The sequence below is a fragment of the Patiriisocius sp. Uisw_017 genome (genome assembly GCF_047731265.1).
In the GTDB taxonomy this organism is placed as follows: Bacteria; Bacteroidota; Bacteroidia; order Flavobacteriales; family Flavobacteriaceae; genus Patiriisocius.
Genome location: NZ_CP159835.1, coordinates 3,206,507 through 3,228,878, shown reverse-complemented (window position 1 = coordinate 3,228,878; position 22,372 = coordinate 3,206,507). Strand labels below are relative to the sequence as shown.

Below are 22,372 nucleotides of genomic sequence, written 5' to 3'. Positions count from 1 at the left end.
ATGGTGAACGAAGCGATAGTAAAAGGCCAGTCCTTAGACAATATTTATTTTAACAGGGAGCTTAGCTGGTTGCAGTTTAATGCGCGTGTTTTGCAAGAAGCCGAAGACGAAACAACGCCATTAATTGAACGCTTGCGATTTGTCGGGATTTTCTCAAACAACCTAGATGAATTTTTTAAAGTACGTTATGCTACTATAAAGCGTATTGCTGATGCTGGAAAAGGCGGTAAAAGTTATTTAGGGGGAATACCTGCCCCTATATTGCTAGAAAAAATTACTGAAACGGTAATTAGGCAACAAAAAACAAGTTTAAATATTTTAGGTACTATCAAAACTGAATTGCAGAAGGAAAGTATTTTCATGATCGATGAGACAGAAGTTACTCCTGAACAACATCCATTTTTAATGGACTATTTCGTGCGTAAGGTGAGTCCCGCACTGATGACGATAATGATTGGAGAATTAGAAAAATTCCCGTCGCTAAAAGATAGCGCTGCCTATTTAGCAGTAAGAATGTCAATGTCCAAAAATGACACAACACTTGAGTCAAAAAAAAATTACGCACTTATTGAAATCCCTAAGAATGTAGAACGTTTTATCGTATTTCCATCTAAAGAATACCAGCAATTCATTATTATTTTAGATGATTTGATTAGATACTGTTTACATCATATTTTTAGCATTTTTAAGTATGATGATATTTCGGCTCATATGATTAAAATTACTCGTGATGCTGAGTTGGATATTGAAAGCGATTTAAGTAAATCTTTTATCGATAAAATTTCAAAAAGTGTCAAGAATCGAAGTGCAGGAGATCCAGTTCGTTTTGTTTACGATAAAAATATTGATAAAGAGACACTACATTTCTTAATGGATAAAATGGGTATTAATACTACTGATAGTGTTATTCCTGGTGGTCGTTATCATAATCGAAGAGATTATATGGGGTTCCCAAGTTTGGGAAGAGTGGATTTACAGTATAAAAAAATAGCTCCTCTTCCTATTAAAGGACTTAGTTTACAAGGAAGTCTCTTGGAAAAAATAGCTAAAAAAGATTATTTGCTTTACGCTCCGTATCATACTTTTTCTTATGTGGTTAAATTTTTAAGAGAGGCAGCATTGGATTTGGCAGTAAGAACTATAAAAATCACCATTTATAGACTTGCTGAAGTTTCACATATTGCTAGTTCGCTCATTAATGCAGCAAAAAACGGAAAAGAAGTTACCGTTCAAATAGAATTGCAAGCGCGTTTTGATGAGCAAGCAAATATATATTACGCAGAGCAGATGCAAAGCGAAGGTGTAAAGCTCATTTTTGGAGTTGATGGATTAAAAGTACATTGCAAAGCGTGCATTATTGAACGTGAAGAAAATTCAAAATTGAAGCGGTATTGTTTTATTAGTACTGGGAATTTTAATGAATCTACAGCGCGTATTTATACCGATTACACCTTATTTACTTCCGATCAAAAAATAGGAAAAGAGATAAATAAAGTATTTGATTTCTTTGAAGTGAATTACAAAATAAAAAAATACCGTCATCTAATAGTGTCGCCACATTACACGCGGAATGCTATTTACGGTCTTATTGAAACTGAAATATTAAATAATATTAAAGGAAAGCTGAGCGGCATAAAATTAAAATTAAACAGTCTTTCAGATTATAAAATGATTGATAGGCTTTACGCCGCAAGTAGAGCAGGAGTAAAGGTGAAGCTAATTGTTCGAGGTATTTGCTGTTTGGTCCCTGGTGTAAACGGAATGAGCGAAAATATTGAAGTTATTAGTATCGTTGACAAATTCTTGGAACACCCAAGATTGTATATTTTTGAGAATGATGGAAATTCAAAGATGTATATTTCTTCTGCAGATTTCATGGGTAGAAATCTTGACAATAGGGTTGAAATAGCGTGTCCAATTTATGATGAAAGTATTAAGAAAGAAATTAATGAAACTTTTGAAACTTGCTGGAGTGACAACGTTAAGGCGCGTGTTATTTCTGAAAAACACGACAATGCATATAGAAGAAATTCTGGTGAGAAAGTGCGTTCGCAATTTGCCCTATACGACTATTATAGAGAAAAATTAAATAATTAAATCGACAAGATTGCTAAAAATAAATAAATATGCAGCCATTGATATTGGATCTAATGCTATTAGATTACTAATTGCTTCGGTTATAGAAAAAGAAGGTTTTGAGCCACAATTTAAAAAAACGTCTTTAGTTAGGGTTCCTATTAGGTTGGGTGCAGATGTTTTTTTAGGCGGAAGTATTAGTGGGTCTAATATCAATAGAATGAGAGATGCCATGATGGCATTTAGCTTATTAATGAAAAATCATAATGTTGTTAGTTATCGTGCCTGTGCAACAAGTGCTATGCGCGAAGCAGACAATGGTAAAGAAGTTGCAAAATTACTTTTTGTTGAAACAAATGTAAAAATACACATTATAGACGGTAATGATGAAGCGGCCATTATTGCATCTACAGATTTAAAAGAACTCATTCAAGATGATAAAGTATTTCTATATGTTGATGTAGGTGGAGGAAGCACAGAATTTACCTTATTTGCTAACGGAAAATTGGTTCTCTCAAGATCGTTTAAACTGGGGACGGTTCGTATTATAAATGATATGGTCAAGGAATCGATTTGGGATGAAGTTAAAAAATGGATTATTCGGGTTACTGCTGGCTATTCTAAAGTGGAGGTAATTGGTTCAGGAGGGAATATCAATAGTATTTATAAATACAGCCAAATGAAAATAGGGAAACCATTAAGTTATTTCTTTATGGCTAATTTCTACGAAAAAGTAAAAGAACTCACCTACCACGAACGTATTTTTGAACTGCAAATGAATCCAGATCGTGCCGATGTTATTGTACCTGCAACACGCATTTATCTTTCAGCAATGAAATGGTCAAAAGCAAAAAATATCTATGTACCCAAAATTGGTCTTGCAGATGGAATTGTAAAAAGTCTTTATAATGAAAGAAAGGCTAAGAAGCTGGAGGTTAAATGATTTGAAATTTAATTTGAAAATAACTCTTGAATCTTTATTTTTTATTGAAGTGTATGTACCGATTTTTAGTGCGTTAAGTGTCTGTATTTATTAGACAAACATTGAACTTTCTGTCATTTAGAGTCAGTTTTAATTTTACTTGGTTTTGTGACTAATATCCCCTGATAATCCGGTGAAAAAACCAATTATACAACTTTAAATTGTAAAATGAATCTCCGTATATTTCCTTATAAGATCGACTTCAATTAAATTTGAGTATAAATAAGTTCCTGAATTATCATTCCCATAGTAATCAATAATTTCAAAAAAAATCATTTTTTAAAAGAACCTTCAAAGTAGGCTTTTCTATAAGTATCTATAAATCTACCATTCAAAAATCGTAAATCCGAGTACGTATATCAAAAATCACCCATGAATACTTCCCCCAGTGCTCAAGTCCTTCATCACTTCAGCCTCAAAAGCTAGTAATGCTCCCCATTTTTCGTCTACTTCTTTTCGATCTCCGTATTGTCTTGCAAAGCCAATAAACATGGCGTAATGTCCTGCTTCGCTCACCATTAGGTTACGGTAAAAAGCAGCTAGCTTTTTGTCTTCTAGCGCTTCACTTAAGAGCCTAAAACGTTCGCAACTTCTTGCTTCGATTAAGGCTGCGTATAGTAATCTGTGTACTAATTGGGTAGTGCGACTGCCCCCTTTTGGAAAGAATTTTATAATGGCTAGCACGTAGTCATCTTTTCGATCCCTTCCTAAGATCCAACCTCTTTCCAAAATAAGGTCATGGACCATTTTAAAATGACTTATTTCTTCTTTAACCAGTTTTACCATTTCCTGAACCAATTCTGTATATTCTGGAAATGAAACGATTAAAGAAATAGCCGTCGAGGTTGCTTTTTGCTCACAGTACGCATGGTCTGTAAGTATTTCTTCAATATTCATGGTAACAATATTTACCCATCGTGGATCTGTGGGTAGTTGTAATCCAAGCATTTTTATAGTTTTTTCAGTCGTAGGCATAATTTTAAACGTCTAAATCAAAGGTGTTTCTTAGTTCTTCAATTAATGGGTTCTTTTCTTTTAGCTTTTCAAATTTTTCTCTCGGTGTATAAGCGTAGCGTTTCATTTCGGTTTCATCTACTTCAATAGAGATGTCAATATCGTAGTTTTGAAGTTCCTTCCGTAAATAACTCAATAATTCGTGCTTTTCGCGCTGCATTTCAACCTTAATAGTGTGATTGGGGAATGTTAAATGCACAATGCTTCCTCCTACTTTAGGCACTCCCATTCTTAGATGCGATGCAAGATTGTGTTCTCCATTATTTTTTGCAAGGTCAGCAAAAGTATTCCAAGCTTTAACCAATGATTCTTCAGTAAAAGGAAGTTTTGGTAAATTACTCTGGTCGGGTTGTTTGGCTACTAATTCTTTTTTTAACTCGTGCTTTTTCTGAATACTTTTTAAAGAGAGTGCTGAAACCTTTTTAGCATTTCGTTCTGCCAGTATTTGAGGTCGTTCGATTACTTTTTCAGGAATCTCGCCCGTATTATCGGCAGCGTCTGGATCTGTTTCAAACACAGCGCCTTCTTCCAGAGAATCTACATCACTTTTTTCAATGATATGCGGGTTGGAAGGGGTGGGTGGATCTTCTAATAAAACAGGCTCGGGTTTTACTGAAGTCTTCAGTGATTCTTCAATATTTATAATGGCTGAATCTTTTTCAGTAATCGTTGCTTTTGCAGCAACATTTTCCGAAGGAGTAGGTGCGGCTTTTACTTCTACATTTCTAAAATGACTAGGAGGGAGGACAAATGGACGTATCTCTAAATTATTGGATTTTTTTTTTCGTCTTGCACTGTGATAGAAGCAAGTTGCATAAGGGCTAACTCCACTAACAAGCGCTGATTTCTACTTGTTTTATATTTTAAGTCGCAGGAATTTGCAATGGTTATTGCTTCTATCAAAAAGCTATTATTCGCTTTTTGAGATTGTTCAAAATACATTGTTTTTACCTGTTCACCAACTTCAAGTAAAGCAATAGTTTCTTGATTCTTGCAAACCATCAAATCTCTAAAATGCGAGGCTAGCCCCATTATAAAGTGATGCCCATCAAACCCTTTAGCTAAAATTTCGTCATAGGCTACTAAAACTTGGGGAATGTTATTCGCCAGTAAGAGCTTGGTAATATCAAAATAATACGTGTAATCTAGCACGTTAAGATTTTCAGTAACTGCTTCTCTGGTCAATGTGTTTCCAGAAAAACTAACAACCCTATCAAATATTGAAAGTGCATCTCGTAATGCACCATCTGCCTTTTGTGCAATGATGTGCAAGGCATCATCTTCCGCATTAATATTCTCTGCTTTTGCAACCACAGCAAGATGACCTTTGATGTCTTGAACCGTGATTCGTCTAAAATCAAATATCTGACAACGCGATAAAATAGTAGGGATTATCTTGTGTTTTTCAGTAGTTGCTAGAATAAAGATAGCGTGCTTGGGAGGCTCTTCTAGTGTTTTTAGGAATGCATTAAAGGCTGCAGAGGAGAGCATGTGTACCTCATCAATAATGTATACTTTATACTTCCCAACTTGCGGTGGAATACGTACTTGATCAATCAAATTCCTGATATCATCTACTGAGTTATTGGAAGCTGCATCCAATTCAAAAATATTAAAAGCAAAATCTTCGTCTTCTCTAATAGTTTCTTCGTCCTGATTTATTTTTTTTGCTAATATTCTAGCGCAAGTTGTTTTCCCAACGCCTCTTGGTCCTGTAAATAACAATGCTTGTGCTAAATGGTCGTTTTTAATAGCATTTTCAAGTGTATTTGTAATGGCTTGTTGCCCTACAACATCTTTAAAGATGGTGGGTCTGTATTTTCTAGCAGATACAATGAATGGTTCCATAACTGAAAACAAATATAAAAACCTTGACGTTGATTTTATAGTTTTATGGGGGTGTATTTTAAGTGTTTTATTAACATTTTAGTCTATTTTTACACCTTGCAGGTCGCCTTATCGTTCCGAGCTAGTCTCGGGAAGGAAAGTCCGGACACCATAGGGAAGCATAGCGGCTAACAGCCGTCATCTTCTATCGTTAAAACGATGGAAGACAGGACAAGTGCAGCAGAAAGTATGTACAGGTAATGCTGTAGTGAAACCAGGTAAACTCTATGTGGTGAAATGTCACGTATACCAGCGGTAAGGGTTCCCGCCCATTGCTGGAGGGTAGACAGATAGAGCACCAAGGCAACTAGGTGCGTAGATAAATGATAAGGGTCCACTTTAGGTGGATACAGAATCCGGCTTATAGACCTGCTTTTTCTTTTTTTGACTCAATTAATTTGTTAACCCATTCTTTACATTGGTCTAGCGTGTAAAAAGTATCCATTGGGCGGTGGTAAAAGTTTCGCTCAAATTGTGCGTTATTATAACTAGCGCTGTTATAGCAATGAACTGCTATACCTAATAAATTTGGGTGAATCGTTTCAGATTTTAAATAACAGGTTGGATTTACTGTATAATCAAATTTACGGTCCGATATATACCCATAATATTGCCCAGGAAAGCTATCGTTTAAAATTTTGTAGAGTCTTTCTAAGTGTGGCTTGTCAAATACAACACCTTCCTTGATAGTTGATATTAGATAATTTTCATATAACTTAATATGAACGAAATCTAAGTCGATAGTCTTTACAAATGAGGAAGCCATAAAATAGTTGTATTTTGTGTTATGGTAAACACATAAAAATTAAATAAAATTTACGATTTGTTAAAAAAACTAAATACGGAGCCTCCATATCGTCTGCTTTCCGTGTAATTTGTTATGCTAGAAAGGTCTAAATGCTTGGTATGTTCTATAATAATAGTTCCATCTTCTAAAACGAAATCATTTTCAAAACAACTTTTGATAAGTTCTTCCATTTTATCTAGCTCAAACGCGTACGGTGGATCTGCAAAAATGATATCAAATCCCTCTCGATTTGATCCGCAATATTTAAAAACATCTGCTTTTACTGGGTTAATAGAAAAATCGAGTTCTTCTGCAATTTGGGAAATGTATTTTATACAGCCATAATGACTGTCTACCGCGGTAATGCTTTTACAACCTCTTGAGGCAAATTCATAACTTATATTTCCTGTACCTGCAAAAAGATCCAATAATTTTATAGCCTCAAAATCAACACGGTGATTTAGAATATTGAACAGGGCCTCTTTGGCAAAGTCGGTAGTGGGTCGCACCGGTAGTGATTTAGGAGCGGTTAGTCTTTTTCCTTTATAAATTCCTGAAATGATTCGCATAGTTAACTATTAAAAAGAGCAATGTTTGAATGTGAAGTAGTGTCGTTTGTGTTATGTTTACTTTTTATATCATAGAAAGAAACATTTCTTACATAACCATATAATAATGCATAGTTAGCATCATTTTCATTTATAGAGCCACTTAAAATGGTAGGAACACTATCTGGATTTAATTGTAATTGTTCAAAACAAAACAGTACATAATACACAAAATCCTCTGGTGTTCGATAGTCAAAATTATTGTTTAGCTGAAGCGTTCCATCCTTAATGATACAAGCCGAAAAATAATGTTGATTTATATCTAAATAAATCTTTGTATTTAAGGAATCAGCTTCCGCTTCTAAAATATTCTTTAATACGATGGTATTTGAGTGAAAATACTGAAAGCTTCCGTAAGCCTCGAAAAAATAGTTATTCACGTTTACAAGAGGCACGTAAACAACTACTTTGTTATAATCTGTGATCGTATCGAACGCAACAAAATCTGAACCCAGTATTTTTGAATTAAATTTTAAATATTCGACCGCTTTGGTCTCGTCAAAAAACGCTTCTGGAACAATTGTAACTAAGTTATTTTCGTGAATTACAACTACTTCATCAATGTAATTTTGCAGCTGTTCGTTGACCACAATATCTGTTTTAATCTTGTCTAATACTTCTTCTGGAGTAGTGGACTGATTATAAATATTCTCTTTATGGAATAGAATGGCGCTAGTGGCTGGATTTGTCACTAAAAAAGAATGTCCATTCAAAGAAACTTGAACGGACAATCTATAGCTGTTATTTACAGTAGAATTATTGATCTTTTGTTTCTGCTGCGTCATAAATTTTTGGCCAGTTACCCGAATTGTCAACATCATTTAAAGAGCCAACCCTAATATAGGCTCCATTTACTCCACCAACTGATAGTACTTGCTTTTCTTGCGCTAAAAGATCTTGGTCTAAATCTCCTAAAACTAAATCTTTAGAAATCTTTGCTTCAAAAACAGAGTAGGTATCTTTATTCTTTATTACAGTTCCGGCTTTCAAGGTAAATTTTTGATCTATACCTTCTAGGGGAACATTCATCATTTTTCTATATCTATCTGTACCATTAAATAGAGAATCTTTCACAGCGGTAAAGCCGAGGGTGTCAATTAATACCCTTTCTTCAAAATAACCTTCAGTAAGGCCGTAGGCTTTGTTTTTTGCAACATCAGCAAAACTAGTGTCCCGTCTTTGTGTTATTGCGAATTGTGCAGTATCTACAAAACGAACTAGGCTGTCAAAATTGCCGGTAAATTTACCAGTAACTTCTTTGTAAGCAAGTTCTGCTGCGCGGATGTCTTTTAAATTTTTAATTACTTTCTCATAACGTGCATCACGTTTTTTATTAAATTCTACAGGACCAATTATAGAACCGTAAAGTTGCCATCCTAAGAAGATGATGAGTACCCAAAGAACAAGTTGTAATATTAATTTCATTATTAGTTTGTTTAAGTTTTACTAAATGAATAGGTCTATCGCAAATCTACAATTTTTTTTTGTTCGCAAAAGTATATTCTTAAAAAATCATGGCATCTTTAACCCCTTAAATGAAGCTTACTACATGACTGTCACCCAATTTTACGGACTTCTTAAAACTCATTTTCCGCACAATACAACGCTAAAGCAGGATATTGCGCTTCAACTTTTGTCAAAATTTGTTCTTAGCGAAGCTAAAGACAGTGTTTTTTTACTAAAGGGATATGCAGGAACAGGTAAGACAACCATTACAGGTACATTGGTTAAGAACTTGTGGAAGGCAAAAATGAAATCGGTTTTATTAGCGCCTACGGGTAGGGCAGCTAAAGTTATTAGTGGATACGCAGGACAAGAAGCATTTACGATCCATAAAAAAATATACTATCCCAAGGCAAAAAAAGGGGGAGGCGTATCGTTTACACTTCAAAAAAACAAACATAGAGACACCTTATTTATGGTGGACGAGGCTTCTATGATACCAGATATAAATCAAGATGCAAAGCTTTTTGAAAATGGTTCGTTGTTGGATGATTTGATGCAGTATATCTATAGTGGGCACAACTGTAAGCTCTTATTAATAGGGGATACAGCACAGCTCCCACCAGTAAAATTAGACGTAAGTCCTGCCTTAGATGCTAGATTATTAGAAAATCAGTTTAATAAAAATGTTGTTGAGTTGGAGTTGGACGATGTAGTACGGCAGCAAGAAAATAGTGGCATTTTACATAATGCGACACGACTACGGTCTATTTTAAATGAAGGTATTTTTGATCGTTTTAAATTTAGCGGAAAAATATTTCCAGATATCATACGTCCTGCTGATGGTATGGAAATCATGGATGCCCTTCAGGAACACTTTAGCGATGAAACTGATGATGATACGGTTTTTATTGTACGATCTAACAAACGGGCTAATTTATACAATCAAAGTATTCGGAGTAGAATTTTATTTCAAGAAGATGAACTTTCCACTGGGGATAGATTAATGGTTGTTAAGAATAATTATCATTGGGTTTCAGCCGAAAGTGATGCTGGTTTTATTGCAAACGGCGATATTGTTGAAGTGTTGGAAATTTTTAGGTTTGTAGATTTGTACGGTTTCCGCTTTGCAGAAGTAAAAGTGCAAATGGCTGATTATCCAAAAATGAAAGCTTTTGAAACTGTTTTATTATTAGATACGCTGTCTTCAGAAACCCCTTCATTAACGTATGAAGATTCAAATAAATTATACCAAGAAGTATCAAAAGATTATTCAGATGAAAAGTCTAACTATAAGCGTTTTATGTCTGTTAAAAAGAATAGATATTTTAATGCATTACAGGTCAAGTTTTCATATGCAATAACGTGTCATAAAAGCCAAGGAGGACAATGGGCTAATGTATTTGTCGAACAACCCTATTTGCCTAACGGAATTGACAAGGATTATTTAAGATGGCTTTATACTGCGATAACTAGGGCACAAGATAAATTATATTTAATAGGTTTTAAAGAGGATTTTTTTGAAGAGGAAATGTAAATTTGAGCAATGATAAAACAATCCGCATATTGAGCGGAGTCGAAATATGAAAATTATAGCAATGATACCTGCGCGATATGGCGCGTCACGCTTTCCAGGGAAGTTAATGCAAGACCTTGGAGGCAAGCCCGTAATAGTTAGAACCTACGAAGCAACGGTTGCTACAAACCTTTTTAGCGAAGTTTATGTAGTCACAGATAGCGATGTTATTTTTAACGAAATAAAAAATCGTGGTGGTAAAGTCATCATGAGTATAAAAGATCATGAATGCGGGAGTGATCGCATTGCAGAAGCGGTTGAAAATTTGGACATTGATATTGTCGTAAATGTTCAAGGGGACGAGCCCTTTACAAATAGAGAAGGGTTGGAGCAAGTATTAGAAGTTTTTAAAGGAGCAGATGCTGATAAGATTGACTTGGCTTCCTTAATGACTGAAATTCATGATTGGAAGGAAATAAGTGATCCTAATTGTGTTAAGGTGATTGTAGATAAACAAAACTTCGCTCAATATTTTTCCCGTTCACCCATACCATACCCAAGAGATAAGAATGCGGCACTTCAGTATTATAAACATAAGGGGATCTATGCCTTTAGAAAACAGGCATTATTGAATTTTTATAGACTCCCAATGGGAACATTAGAAGCGGCAGAAAAGATTGAATGTATTCGATATTTAGAATATGGACATACCATTAAAATGGCCATTTCAAATACACAAAGCGTTGAAATAGACACGCCAGAAGATTTAGTTCGTGCCAATGAGTTATTAAAGAAAAACGAATCTGATCTTAAAAAAGAGTCACCAGCTCAATTTAGAAATTTCCCAATGGTTCCTAAAGTTATTTTTGGAGCAGGAAGTTTTAATCAATTGGCTGAAATTATTTCTCCTAAACGCAAAAGTAGAGTGCCTTTTGTATTTATTGTGGACGATGTTTTTAAGAAAAATGAAGGATTGGTGAATCGTATTCCTTTAAATTTCAATGATAAGTTATTATTTATTTCGGCTAATGAAGAGCCCAAGACTACCGAAATAGATACTATTGTAAAAGATTTAAAAGAAGAATTTAATGGCATACCGTCGGGAATAATTGGCATAGGTGGAGGAGGCATTATGGATGTGGCAAAAGCAGTCTCAATCATGCTTACCAATTCAGGAAAAGCACACGAGTATCAAGGCTTGGACTTGGTTAAGAAAAAAGCAGTGTACCACGTTGGTGTTCCTACCATATCTGGCACTGGCGCAGAAGTTTCTCGGGCTTCAGTTTTAATGGGTCCCACAAAAAAACTAGGCATTAATAGTGACTTTACTCCTTTTGATCAAGTTATTTTGGATCCTGAATTAACGATAGGAGTTCCTAAAAACCAATGGTTTTATACTGGGATGGACTGCTTTATTCACTGTGTAGCATCTTTAAACGGAACCCTGTTAAATGCATTTAGTCAAAGCTACGGTGAGAAAGCCTATGATTTATGCCTAGAAATATTTACTGAAGATAAAAACTCAGATGCTGAAAAACGTGCTAAATTAATGATGGCTTCTTGGCATAGTGGGATGAGTATTGCCTATTCACAAGTTGGCATAGCCCACGCTATGAGTTATGGTCTTTCCTATGTTCTTGGGACTAAACACGGAATTGGAAACTGTATTGTTTTTAATCAATTAGAGGAGTTCTATGGGAATGATGTGGCAATATTTAAGGAAATGATGGCAAGATTTGATATTGATTTACCTCAAAATGTGTGTGCGGGTCTTTCTGAAATAGAACTTAACACTGTTATTGATGTTGCGTTAGGATTAACTCCCTTATGGGAAAACGCATTAGGAAAAGATTGGCAAACCCTTATGACCCGTGACCGATTGAAAAATTTATATTTAAAAATTTAAATAAAATTATTATAATACCTCTTGATCTTACCTCGAGGATTACTTATTTAGTTAATGGGATTTACAAAATTTATTTTCAAAAAACTCTTAGGCTGGCGCATTCAAGGCGACTTTAACCGAAACGAAAAAAAAGCAGTACTTATTTGTGCTCCTCATACAAGTTATTTTGATTTTATACTTTCTATTATGGCAAGAAGGATTTTAAAGGTTGAGATTAATTTTGTTGGCAAAAAAGATTTGTTTAAACCACCCTTTGGTTGGTATTTTAGATGGATGGGCGGCGCACCTTTAAACAGAGGTAAGGCTGAAAACAAGGTTCAGGCTATTGCTAACGTAATTAAAAGTAAAGAAGAATTTAGACTCGCCATTGCCCCTGAAGGTACCCGTAAAAAGGTTCATAAATGGAAAACTGGATATTACTACATAGCTCAAGAAGCGGTTGTTCCCATTATTCCAATAAGCTTTGATTACCCCAAGAAAATATTGAGTATCGGAAAAGCCTTTTATCTAACTGGCAATATTACTGCTGATGAAAAAGAACTTAGGAAGTTCTATGATGGTGTAGTAGGGAAGATCCCTGAATGGACTTAACTACTTGGTGTTGGGAATATTTTTTCAAAACTCTTTGGTAGCTCGGATTTAAAGTAAACCTCTTGATTCGTATATGGGTGTATAAACTCCAAAGAATAGGCGTGTAAATACATTCCTTTGCCCATTAAAATTAGACCTTCGATACCATAACTTTTATCACCTAGGATAGGATTTCCAATACTCGATAAGTGTTTTCTTAATTGATGTCTTCTTCCAGTTTTGGGTTTTAGTTTGACTAGATTTAATCTTTTGAATCGTTCTGAACCAACAGATTCATTCACTTTGTATTTTGAAAGACACTCTTTACCATCAATATTAGATTGGATGGTTCCTTTTGGATGCATAGCTCCAATAGTAATTGCAAAATATATTTTTTTGATTTCTTTATTTTCAAACAAAGCATTTAAAGCGCTAATACTGCTGCTTGTTTTTCCAATCAACAAAACACCTGTTGTTGCATAATCTATACGATGGGCTGGATGCGGAGTACTCGCATCTGCTAACACACTTGGGTTTAAGTTTTGACCCAATGCGCGGTCTATGGTTTTAAAACTGTTTCCGCTTACCTCAATGCCGGCTGGTTTATGAATTATAGCCAAATATTCATCTTCAAACAAAACCTTCAGCGGAAAAATTAGTTTTCGTTTAGGATTTGTTTTTTCAGGAATATTAAGGATTATAGTTTCTCCACCATAAATAAAAGTAGCTGAAGTAGCAGTCTTTCCGTTAACCGAAAGATAGTTTTTCTTAAGTGCTTTTTTTAAAGCAGATCTAGTATTAATAGCATCAAAAATACCTACCCCGTATTCTTGAAGCCTAATAGGAGCGTGAAGTGTTTTTACCTTATGAGTAGTAGGTTTATAGATTTTGTTTATGTTTCAAAAATCAATTTTCTTCCATGGTATGGTACACATTCTGCACATCATCATCATCATCGAGTCTTTCTAGTAGTTTTTCAACATCTGCAGCTTCTTCTTCGGTAAGTTTTTTTGTTACTTGTGGAATGCGTTCAAATCCTGACGATAAGATTTCCATATTATTCCCTTCTAAATAGGATTGAATATTCCCAAAGCTTTCAAAAGGCGCATAGATTAAAACACCATCTTCATCCTCAAATATTTCTTCAACACCCTCATCTATAAGCTCTAACTCTAATTCTTCAAGATCAATACCTTCACCATTAATTCTGAAATTACAGGTATGGTCAAACATAAAAACTACTGAGCCACTAGTGCCAAAGCTACTGTCGGTTTTGTTAAAACAAGCACGAACATTTGCTACGGTTCTTGTATTATTATCGGTTGCAGTTTCAATAATAACAGCAATACCGTGTTGTGCGTATCCTTCAAAAAGCACTTCTTTATAATCGCCAAGGCTTTTATCGCTGGCTTTTTTAATGGCTCTCTCAACATTGTCTTTCGGCATATTTACCGACTTGGCATTTTGAATAACAGCTCTCAAACGTGAATTAGAATCTGGATCTGGACCTCCTTCTTTTACTGCCATCACAATATCTTTACCAATGCGTGTAAAGGCTTTGCTCATTGCAGACCAACGTTTCATTTTTCTTGCTTTTCTAAATTCAAAAGCTCTTCCCATAATCGTTTTATTTAGTGGTTGTTACAAAAAATTAAAGTCTCCCAATAGAACCTTTAAACCCGTTGCCCAAATATATTAGTATCTGTATCAAAACCCAATAGCAAAGCCATAAATATTACGATAGTTTCTGAACTAGAAGAAAGACCACCTCAAACCTGCTGGACTGAGATAAGAAAGACCGCTTCGTTGAAAGAAAATTTGTCTTTCTTCCTAGATGTTTCAGCGAAGTGATCTTAGTTCTTTAAGAGGGCAAATCTGATAAAAATATCAAAAGAAAATTTGTCAGATTTACTTATTCGTTTCATTTTTAGAAGCATTCTTAAGTTGTTCATATTTTTCTGATAGTGTACCTTCAACATCAGCAACAGTTTTTTTAATTTTTTCAGCAGTTTCTGCAACCGTTTCCTTGATTTTATTGCCTGTTTCATCGATTTTTGCTTTCAGTTTTGCTTTTTCCTCTGAAGACATATTTTTATATTTCCACCAAGCAAATACCCCTGCTCCTATACCTAATACCGCTAGGATTCCTTTAGAGTTTGATTTTTTTGTAGCCATTCTTATGCTGTTTATTTGAATTAATATAATTCAAACAACACAAATTGTATTCCAAGAGCTTTTGTGTCAGATGGTATTATGAAAAGTTTAATAATTGATCTCTATCTTCAGTTTAAACCTTTTAAACTTTATGATTTATAAGTATAACTTCAGTAATTTTATTTACTTTCTTAAGCATTATAACTAAAAACATATTTATGATACCTGAAACTAATTTGCCCAAAGCGAAAGAAGGCAACTATAAAATTCTATCATTAGATGGAGGCGGTACTTGGGCATTACTCCAAGTATTAACCTTAAAGAAGATATTTGAAAAAAAAGATTCAGAAAAAATATGGAAAGGTCACGAAATCTTAGCACATTTTGACTTGGTAATAGCAAACTCGGGTGGAAGCATGGTCTTAGCAGCCTTAGCTTGTAATTGGACTTTTGATAAAATTGAAGGTCTTTTTACAGATCCTGAAATAACTTCAGAAATATTTGATCCTCTTAGTTTTAGAGACCGGTATTTTCCGGCAAACTTTATGAAGCTTATTGGGATTAAAAATATAGGGACTCGTTATTCTGCCACCAGTAAAATAAGAGCCTTAAAAGCTATTTTAAAAGTGGAAGGAGGAAGAAAACTAGAACACTATTTTATGGATGAATTGCCTGCTTTAATTGGTAAACCTTCTTTACAAATTATTGTTTGCACCTTTGATATTATAAACAAGAGAGCGAAGCTTTTTAGAAGTTATAAAGACAGTCTCGCTAGGGCTGAAAAAGTAGCAAATAGCAATCATTTTGACCGTGTGAATCTTGTAGAAGCAATCCATGGTTCTTCTAATGCACCTGTTAATTATTTTGATTTCCCCGCTATCTTTAGTCCAGCCAACTCAAAAAAAAGATTTTACCTTTGGGATGGGGCTTTGGGCGGATTTAACAACCCAGTCATGGCTGGACTCACTGAGGCAATGGCAAATGGTATCCGCAGATCAGATATCCACGTATTGAGTATTGGTACTGCTAGTAAGTTAGTAAGTGAAATGGATACACGATCTTTTAGAGACTCTTATTATAGTACCATATTGGGACGAAATGTAAAACACAAGGAAGATGGTAGTATCGATTTTGATAAAACGATCTATGCGAAAACGCCCTTTGGTAAAATAAAAAGGCCAAGACTTTTTAACCGTACTTTTAGAGGATCAAAATTATATGGCGAGACTATTTCAAACTTATCGCAAACCATTTTATTTGAACCCCAATCTTGGGCTACTTATAGTGCATTTGTTCATCTTTTTAGTAACAATTTGAATGCTTCAAAGAATAACAAACGCTTTACTCGCTTATCTCCACAAATCATTAATAAAGAAAACGCAACTCAAATTATAAAAGATCTTTATAAAATGGATATGGATGTTTCCAGCGCTGAAGAAATTAAGCTGTTAGAATCTTGTTTTGATTTATGGCAAAAAGGTGATATTATAAATGAACCCGTGCAGTGGGTCACAACTATTAATGATGAATATATTTTTGCCAGAGGACATCGAACCTTTAAAGATGCGTTGAAAGATTTAAATTGGGTTTAGAAAATAAAAAATCGATGTTAATAGTTCTATCTATTAACATCGATTTCCTGTTTAGTACTTAAAAAAAAGATCACTCCTCAACAAAAGGAGCACCTGCGGCTTTCATTTGGTTATAAATAGCATCCATTCTTTGATCAATCGAACTTAATGTTATTTCTTGTTCTTTCAATTGCTTTTCGATAATAATCATTTGCTCTTTGTGCGATGCTGTTGGACCATAGGTAGAACGTTCAATACCTCTATAGACGGCAAAGGAACGCTCTCCTAATGTAGGTTTTGATTTTTCACCTATTTCATTTTTAGCAGCATTACCATTTACTTCAGTATTTAGTTTATTGATATCCTTGGATAATATATCTAAAGCAACCTCTAGTTTGCCTGGGGCCATTGAACTTTGATCAAGAGCATGTTCCAAGGCCTTTATTCTTTTTGAAGTTTTTTCAAATTTGAAATAAAACGCAGACATTTGACGGGTAATTGTCTCAAAATTTCTTGCAAAAGCTGAAACCTCTGTTGGAGATGCACTGGGCAATGTTCCTTGATGTAATGGTTTTACTATAAAACTAATAGCATCGCTAAGCTTTGTAACGGTTCCATTTTCTTGGATATACATCGTTACAGAATAGGTGCCAGGAGGCGCTAAAAATCCTGTCGGGGCTTCATCGCTTTCATTCATGTCTCCACTCAATAATATTGGAGATGGAGCAGGGTATTTTAAATCCCAAGAAGCTCTATTTATTCCTTTTTTGGGCTCAGCTATTACTCTTCTTATAACTTTTCCGTTAGGGTCTGATACCGCAAATATAAGTTTCGTTTTTTGTTCTCTTTTTTCTTTTTCTAAGGCATCATACCCGGCAAAAGGTACATCTTCAGCCGTGTACTTCTTTTCAGCATCCTTTCTTTTCTCCAAGTTAGTTTTAGGAGCCTCTTTTAAATAATAGGTAAATGTGGCTCCAAAATCTGGGTTGGGCGCTACAAAATGTGAATCTCCTTGACTTCCTTTTCCAGCATCAAAACTTAAATGCGGACGTTGGATGTACATCCAAGCATCTCTAACAGCAAACAGATGCGCTTTTTTGTTTAAGGTACTTTGAGAGAGTTCACGCAAAGGAGCCAAGTCATCTAAAATATAAAAACCCCGACCAAAAGAGGCTCCTACAAGATCATCCTCTCTGCGTTGTATTGTAATGTCTCTAAATGAAATAGTAGGGACTCCACCTTGTAACTTTTCCCAAGAATTACCGCCATTTATAGTAAAATAGATGCCAAACTCTGTTGCTGCAAATAATAAATCCTTTTTTATATGATCTTGAACGGTACGCCAAACCATTGTTCTATCTGGAATATTTGAAGCGATAGAAGTCCAAGATTTACCGCGATTGGTACTTTTTAGTAAGTAGGGTTTAAAGTCTCCATATTTGTGATTGTCCAAGGCTACATAAACGGTGTTGGCATCAAATAAATCTGCTCTTATGTCATTTACAAATGCCGTTTCTGGAACCCCAGGTAAAGACCCAACTGCAATTTTTGTCCAGCTAGCACCATCATTTTCAGAAACTTGAATAAGTCCATCATCTGTACCTGCATAAAGCAATCCTTTTTGTTTTGGAGATTCTGCCAATGAAGTAATGGTGTTATAATTAGACATTGCATACACATCCCAAGCGGCATCCCACGATTGTTTTTTTCCGAGGATTGGAAGTTCAATTCGGTTTTGACTTTTTGTTAAATCTCCTGATACCGAAGTCCAGTTATCACCACGATTGGTGCTTTTCCAAACACGGTATGAGGCAAAATAGATAGTAGAAGGGGAGTGTGGACTCACTAAAATAGGGGCATCCCAATTATATCTTTCGTTTGGATCATTCTCTCCCGCTTGTGGTTGGATGTCAATTACCTCTCCTGTGGAAATATCTATTCTAGATAAGGTTCCTTCTTGTCTTTCGGCATATAAGATATTTGGGTTGCCTGGTTCAGTAGCAGGTTGATGACCATCCCAATTAAGGACTACTTTCCAATCGCTATTTTGAATTCCGTGAATATTATCTGTTCTTGACGGGCCGCCTTCAGTACTGTTATCTTGTGTTCCGCCGTACACATTATAGAAAGGTTCTGCATCGTCTACTGCTAGCTTGTAAAACTGGGTTAATGGTAAATTTTCTATATACTTCCAAGTTTTTGTAAGATCAAAAGATTCGTACAATCCGCCGTCACTTCCAACTAAAAGATAGTTAGGATCGTTTTTTCTAAATGCTATGGCATGATTATCACCGTGCTTGTTTTTCTCATTCATTCTATAGAAAGTTTTTCCGCCATCTTCAGAAATCTGCAAATTATTATCCATCAAGTACAATCTTCCTTCGTGATGGGGAGATGCGTACATTTCTTGATAATAATGCGGTCCAGTTCCACCTGTTACGGTATTGGATTGTTTGGTCCAAGAATTTCCAGCATCGTCGCTTTTATATACCCCACCAGTTCGTCTTGGCAACTCTATTGCCGCATATAACGTATTCGGGTTATGGTGAGAAATTGCCAAGCCTGTTTTACCCATTTGATCTGTAGGCAAGCCTGTTTTTAATTTTGTCCAAGTATCACCGCCATCGGTGCTTTTATGTAATCCCGAGCCTGGCCCTCCTCCCATATAAGCCGCTACCGTGCGATGACGATCCCAAGTTGCTGCATATAATGTATTTGGGTTTTTGTGATCCATTACGAGTTCAGTAACACCTGTCCATTCACTATTGCCTAAGGTTTTATTCCAAGTTTCCCCACCGTCGATTGACTTGTAAAGTCCGCGGTCGCCTCCTTTATTCCATAGTGGTCCTTGTGCGGCGACCCAAATAACGTTGCTATTTTCTGGATGTACGATAATACGTGATACATGTTGAGAGTCTTTGAGGCCCATGTTTTTCCATGTTATTCCGGCATCGGTAGATTTATAAACACCATCTCCGTAGGCAATATGTCTACCGCCCACGTCTTCTCCAGTTCCTACCCAAATGGTATTATGGTTAATAGGATCTATGGCGACGGCACCAATTGCAAAAGTAGATTGGTCGTCAAATATAGGCGTCCATGTGGTACCAGAATTTACTGTTTTCCATACACCGCCAGAGGCAACACCAATGTACCAAATGTTTTCATTTTCAGGATGAATAGCTATTGCAGCGATACGACCACTCATAAAAGCAGGGCCTATACTTCGTAGTTTAAGGCCATCATAAATGGATTCTTTTTTAGCTGAATTTTTCTCGGTTTGAGAGAAGGATGTTGTGCTTGTTAGAAGTAATAACATTAGAAAAGAGAGAAAATTTTGTAATTTCATTTATGAGATATTTAAGGGTTGTCTTTAAAAGTATTTAAAAATCAAAAAGCTTGAGTGCATAAGGATTAAATTAACTTTCGTTTTAACATAAATATAACAAAAACAACATATTGTTGCTTCTAGAATTATTTTCGATTCTCTGTAAATCTTTTCTACATTAAAAATAGGACGCTCATTAGAAAATAAACATTCTATTTTATTTGATATGTTTAGACGTTAATCGCAAACCTTATTTTATCTAGCTTTTTCCAAATTTCGCAACTAAATTTCTTAGGCGAAAATGTAAATAAAAGAATGCTTTGATTTTGTGCGAGGCAAAGTATTTGCTTTATTTTACAATCTAATGCCATAGTTTTTCGCCTGTGAAATAAATCACATAACTCAATTTTAACCAGACATCCTATAGTCCCATTGGTCGTGTGCACTAATTCATAAAATCGTGCTGTAGTCTTTGTCAATATCAGTTTTGAGGGTTCTTTGCATACATTAAATATGATACCATCAAAATAAAGTTCTAAATAAGACTCAATCTCCTCGAGGTATATTGGTTCATTTTAATTGAGTGTCCGCGTCAAGGTGTAGCACCAAAATTCTGGGCGATCCTGTTTTGCCTAATCTGGTATAAACTGAGCGTCTTCATAATTTGAGGAGCAAGGTATATTTGAAATGGTTTATTCCCCAACGGGTTCGGTCAATTTTAAACATAGTAGTCATCTTCTTTTCTTCGGTATCTACTTTTGCCCAAAGTTCAATGGGTTTTAAATATTTTTTATGGTTAATGTAGCGTCTATTTTATGATGGTTGTTTTCTTCAAATTAGGTTCCATTCAAAATTTTTAAATTCGCTTTCGGATATTTTTTTAGGTCAAAAAAGGCTGGGTTGTTTTAAATTTTTTACGTGGACTAAATCCAATAGGGAATCCTCGTTGAAGATGCTGGTCATAACGATCGTAAATTTTCCGCCAGAAATTTGATTATTCGTTGTAATTAAATTTACAGTACTGGTATACTCACTTATTTTAAATGTTTAATTTCTCCTAAAGTTAATGACAGCCATTTCAAGATTTAAAAGACATCTTTTTATGCATTCAATTTTTAAACTCATTTGAGCATAACCCATAAGGTTGAAACTTAAAATAAATAATTTAATTTTGATGTAAAACTAAAAGCACATCGCTGCAAAAGTGTCAAAAGAATGTAAAAGAAATGTCAACAGCTGTGAAAAGTCGCCAAATTGCTAGTTATTTGTAAAACGATATGACAAGAAAAATTTTATATAACGTTTTGAGTCTGCTTATTATTTTAATTGTTAGCTGCAGTACCCCACCTGATAAAACAACTATTGACCAACGTGCAAAATTGGCGCTACGAGAAGTAGGAAATACATTGTTAGTTGAAAATCAAGATTCCACTTCTTTAGTATTGCCCGTAAAAGTTTTAGAGCCCTTTAAATATGAACTTTCATTTGAGAATGTACTTGCTTTTGATCCAGCATTAATTAATAGCGCGGTACGAACTTCGTTTGAAAAGGCATCACTCCCGATTAATTATCGTGTTGAAGTAATACAATGCAGTAATGGTGAAGTTGGATATAGTTATGAAATTTTCCGTAAATCAGAAAACAATATCGTCCCCTGCAGGGGGAGATTGTTTCCTGAAGGCTGCTATAAAGTACAAGTGTATTTTACTAAAATAGATAATGTGTTTGCGATTAAAGACGTTTTGTTTTATGCTTTAGTTTCGGCTATTTTAGGATTTCTGGTTTTAGTTTTCTACAGTAGGTATGTTTCTTATCATAGGGAGGATGATCTTGAAGACACTTCTTTGCTTGGTACTTTTCGATTTTATCCAGAGCAAAATAAGTTGGTTAAAGAAGCAAAAGATATACCGCTCTCTAGAAAGGAATGTGAGCTATTAGAAATTCTCGTTGCAAATCTAAATCTAGTGGTAAAGCGCGAAGAACTTACTAAAAAAGTTTGGGAGGACAATGGAGTCATTGTAAGTAGAAGTTTAGATACCTATATCTCTAAACTCAGAAAGAAATTGCAGGAAGATGAAAGCATCAAGATTACAAACGTACACGGAGTAGGGTATAAGTTAGAAATTGTTTAGTGATTTGTATTTGATCTGTTATCAGTACTAGTTGGATCTACGATATGGTTTTCGAAAGTTCCACTAAAATTTTCAATAGTTATTCTAAAACTACTTAGGTTATAAGAGAATCCAAATTATATATTGATCTATTATATCATCAAATGTTAAATGATTTGCATCTGATGGTTTTAGGCATCTTTGTCTGGTCTTTTCATTTCTGACGTTGTACGCAGATATTCTAACTCCAGAACGATACACCATTCTAATATCTGCATATATTTTGTTTTTTTTAGGGGGCTTAATTCAAAACACAATGTTTCAATAAGAAGTACCTTTGTAGATTAAAAGTAACTTCTACTATACCGTTAGAAAGTTCTCAAAGAATAGTAATTATCTCATATAAGTATCCATTAATT

General features: G+C 34.9%; 15 protein-coding genes, 1 other RNA gene and 2 pseudogenes. 9 read left to right on the top strand and 9 right to left on the bottom strand.

Annotated features, from left to right (window positions below; genetic code table 11):
* A complete protein-coding gene (gene ppk1, locus ABXT67_RS14570; RefSeq protein ID WP_415374761.1) occupies positions 1-2,097 on the top strand; it encodes a polyphosphate kinase 1 in 2,097 nt (698 codons plus the stop codon).
* 10 nt (positions 2,098-2,107) lie between these two features.
* On the top strand, positions 2,108-3,019 hold the full coding sequence (locus ABXT67_RS14565) for an exopolyphosphatase (protein ID WP_415374760.1): 912 nt from the start codon (positions 2,108-2,110) through the stop codon (positions 3,017-3,019).
* Between the two features lie 405 nt (positions 3,020-3,424).
* Here the strand turns inward: ABXT67_RS14565 and ABXT67_RS14560 are convergent, their stop codons facing one another.
* Together ABXT67_RS14560 and ABXT67_RS14555 are read right to left on the bottom strand one after the other, a co-directional pair.
* On the bottom strand, positions 3,425-4,006 hold the full coding sequence (locus tag ABXT67_RS14560; RefSeq protein WP_415377008.1) for a tRNA-(ms[2]io[6]A)-hydroxylase: 582 nt from the start codon (positions 4,004-4,006) through the stop codon (positions 3,425-3,427).
* A gap of 31 nt (positions 4,007-4,037) precedes the next feature.
* Positions 4,038-5,920 (bottom strand): annotated as a pseudogene (locus tag ABXT67_RS14555) (DNA polymerase III subunit gamma/tau).
* 95 nt (positions 5,921-6,015) lie between these two features.
* On the opposite strand from ABXT67_RS14555, the gene rnpB reads away from it, so the two are divergent.
* Positions 6,016-6,339, top strand: an RNA gene (gene rnpB / locus ABXT67_RS14550) — RNase P RNA component class A.
* A 436-nt stretch (positions 6,340-6,775) separates the two neighbouring features.
* On the opposite strand, the gene ABXT67_RS14545 is transcribed toward rnpB, so the two are convergent.
* The 3 genes from ABXT67_RS14545 to ABXT67_RS14535 are packed head-to-tail and all read right to left on the bottom strand — an operon-like array spanning position 6,776 to position 8,779.
* Positions 6,776-7,315 carry an RsmD family RNA methyltransferase gene (locus tag ABXT67_RS14545; RefSeq protein WP_415374759.1) on the bottom strand — a complete coding sequence of 180 codons (540 nt, stop codon included), beginning with the start codon at positions 7,313-7,315 and terminating at the stop codon, positions 6,776-6,778.
* A gap of 2 nt (positions 7,316-7,317) precedes the next feature.
* Positions 7,318-8,139: a DUF3822 family protein gene (locus ABXT67_RS14540; protein WP_415374758.1), complete on the bottom strand. Its 822-nt coding sequence runs from the start codon at positions 8,137-8,139 to the stop codon at positions 7,318-7,320.
* Positions 8,111-8,779, bottom strand: a complete 669-nt coding sequence (locus ABXT67_RS14535; RefSeq protein WP_415374757.1) for a hypothetical protein — start codon at positions 8,777-8,779, stop codon at positions 8,111-8,113. Before ABXT67_RS14535 ends, ABXT67_RS14540 begins: the two co-directional genes overlap by 29 nt.
* A 124-nt stretch (positions 8,780-8,903) precedes the next feature.
* Here ABXT67_RS14535 and ABXT67_RS14530 point away from each other — a divergent pair, with 124 nt between their 5' ends.
* The 4 genes and pseudogenes from ABXT67_RS14530 (at position 8,904) to ABXT67_RS14515 (ending at position 12,810) form a co-directional block, all read left to right on the top strand.
* Positions 8,904-10,334 carry an ATP-dependent DNA helicase gene (locus ABXT67_RS14530; RefSeq protein ID WP_415374756.1) on the top strand — a complete coding sequence of 477 codons (1,431 nt, stop codon included), beginning with the start codon at positions 8,904-8,906 and terminating at the stop codon, positions 10,332-10,334.
* A gap of 46 nt (positions 10,335-10,380) precedes the next feature.
* Positions 10,381-11,106 (top strand): annotated as a pseudogene (kdsB, locus tag ABXT67_RS14525) (3-deoxy-manno-octulosonate cytidylyltransferase); the annotation flags it as partial.
* Between the two features lie 54 nt (positions 11,107-11,160).
* A complete protein-coding gene (locus ABXT67_RS14520; RefSeq protein WP_415377007.1) occupies positions 11,161-12,219 on the top strand; it encodes an iron-containing alcohol dehydrogenase family protein in 1,059 nt (352 codons plus the stop codon).
* Between the two features lie 54 nt (positions 12,220-12,273).
* Positions 12,274-12,810, top strand: a complete 537-nt coding sequence (locus ABXT67_RS14515; RefSeq protein ID WP_415374755.1) for a 1-acyl-sn-glycerol-3-phosphate acyltransferase — start codon at positions 12,274-12,276, stop codon at positions 12,808-12,810.
* On the opposite strand, the gene ABXT67_RS14510 is transcribed toward ABXT67_RS14515, so the two are convergent.
* The 3 genes from ABXT67_RS14510 to ABXT67_RS14500 all read right to left on the bottom strand — a co-directional run bounded on the left by ABXT67_RS14510 (position 12,807) and on the right by ABXT67_RS14500 (position 14,964).
* Entirely contained in the window at positions 12,807-13,409 is a 603-nt protein-coding gene (locus ABXT67_RS14510) for an RluA family pseudouridine synthase (RefSeq protein WP_415374754.1), read from the bottom strand. The two genes, ABXT67_RS14515 and ABXT67_RS14510, sit on opposite strands and share 4 nt — an antisense overlap.
* 286 nt (positions 13,410-13,695) lie before the next feature.
* Positions 13,696-14,409, bottom strand: a complete 714-nt coding sequence (locus tag ABXT67_RS14505; protein WP_415374753.1) for a YebC/PmpR family DNA-binding transcriptional regulator — start codon at positions 14,407-14,409, stop codon at positions 13,696-13,698.
* Positions 14,410-14,697: 288 nt separating this feature from the next.
* Entirely contained in the window at positions 14,698-14,964 is a 267-nt protein-coding gene (locus tag ABXT67_RS14500; protein ID WP_415374752.1) for a YtxH domain-containing protein, read from the bottom strand.
* A 197-nt stretch (positions 14,965-15,161) separates the two neighbouring features.
* On the opposite strand from ABXT67_RS14500, the gene ABXT67_RS14495 reads away from it, so the two are divergent.
* On the top strand, positions 15,162-16,535 hold the full coding sequence (locus ABXT67_RS14495; protein WP_415374751.1) for a patatin-like phospholipase family protein: 1,374 nt from the start codon (positions 15,162-15,164) through the stop codon (positions 16,533-16,535).
* A 70-nt stretch (positions 16,536-16,605) separates the two neighbouring features.
* Here the strand turns inward: ABXT67_RS14495 and ABXT67_RS14490 are convergent, their stop codons facing one another.
* Positions 16,606-19,863 (bottom strand): WD40/YVTN/BNR-like repeat-containing protein, encoded by a 3,258-nt coding sequence (locus tag ABXT67_RS14490; protein ID WP_415374750.1) that lies wholly within the window; start codon positions 19,861-19,863, stop codon positions 16,606-16,608.
* A gap of 1,256 nt (positions 19,864-21,119) precedes the next feature.
* Here ABXT67_RS14490 and ABXT67_RS14485 point away from each other — a divergent pair.
* Complete coding sequence (locus tag ABXT67_RS14485) at positions 21,120-21,974, top strand: winged helix-turn-helix domain-containing protein (RefSeq protein ID WP_415374749.1); 855 nt, start codon at positions 21,120-21,122, stop codon at positions 21,972-21,974.
* The last annotated feature ends 398 nt before the right edge of the window (positions 21,975-22,372 follow it).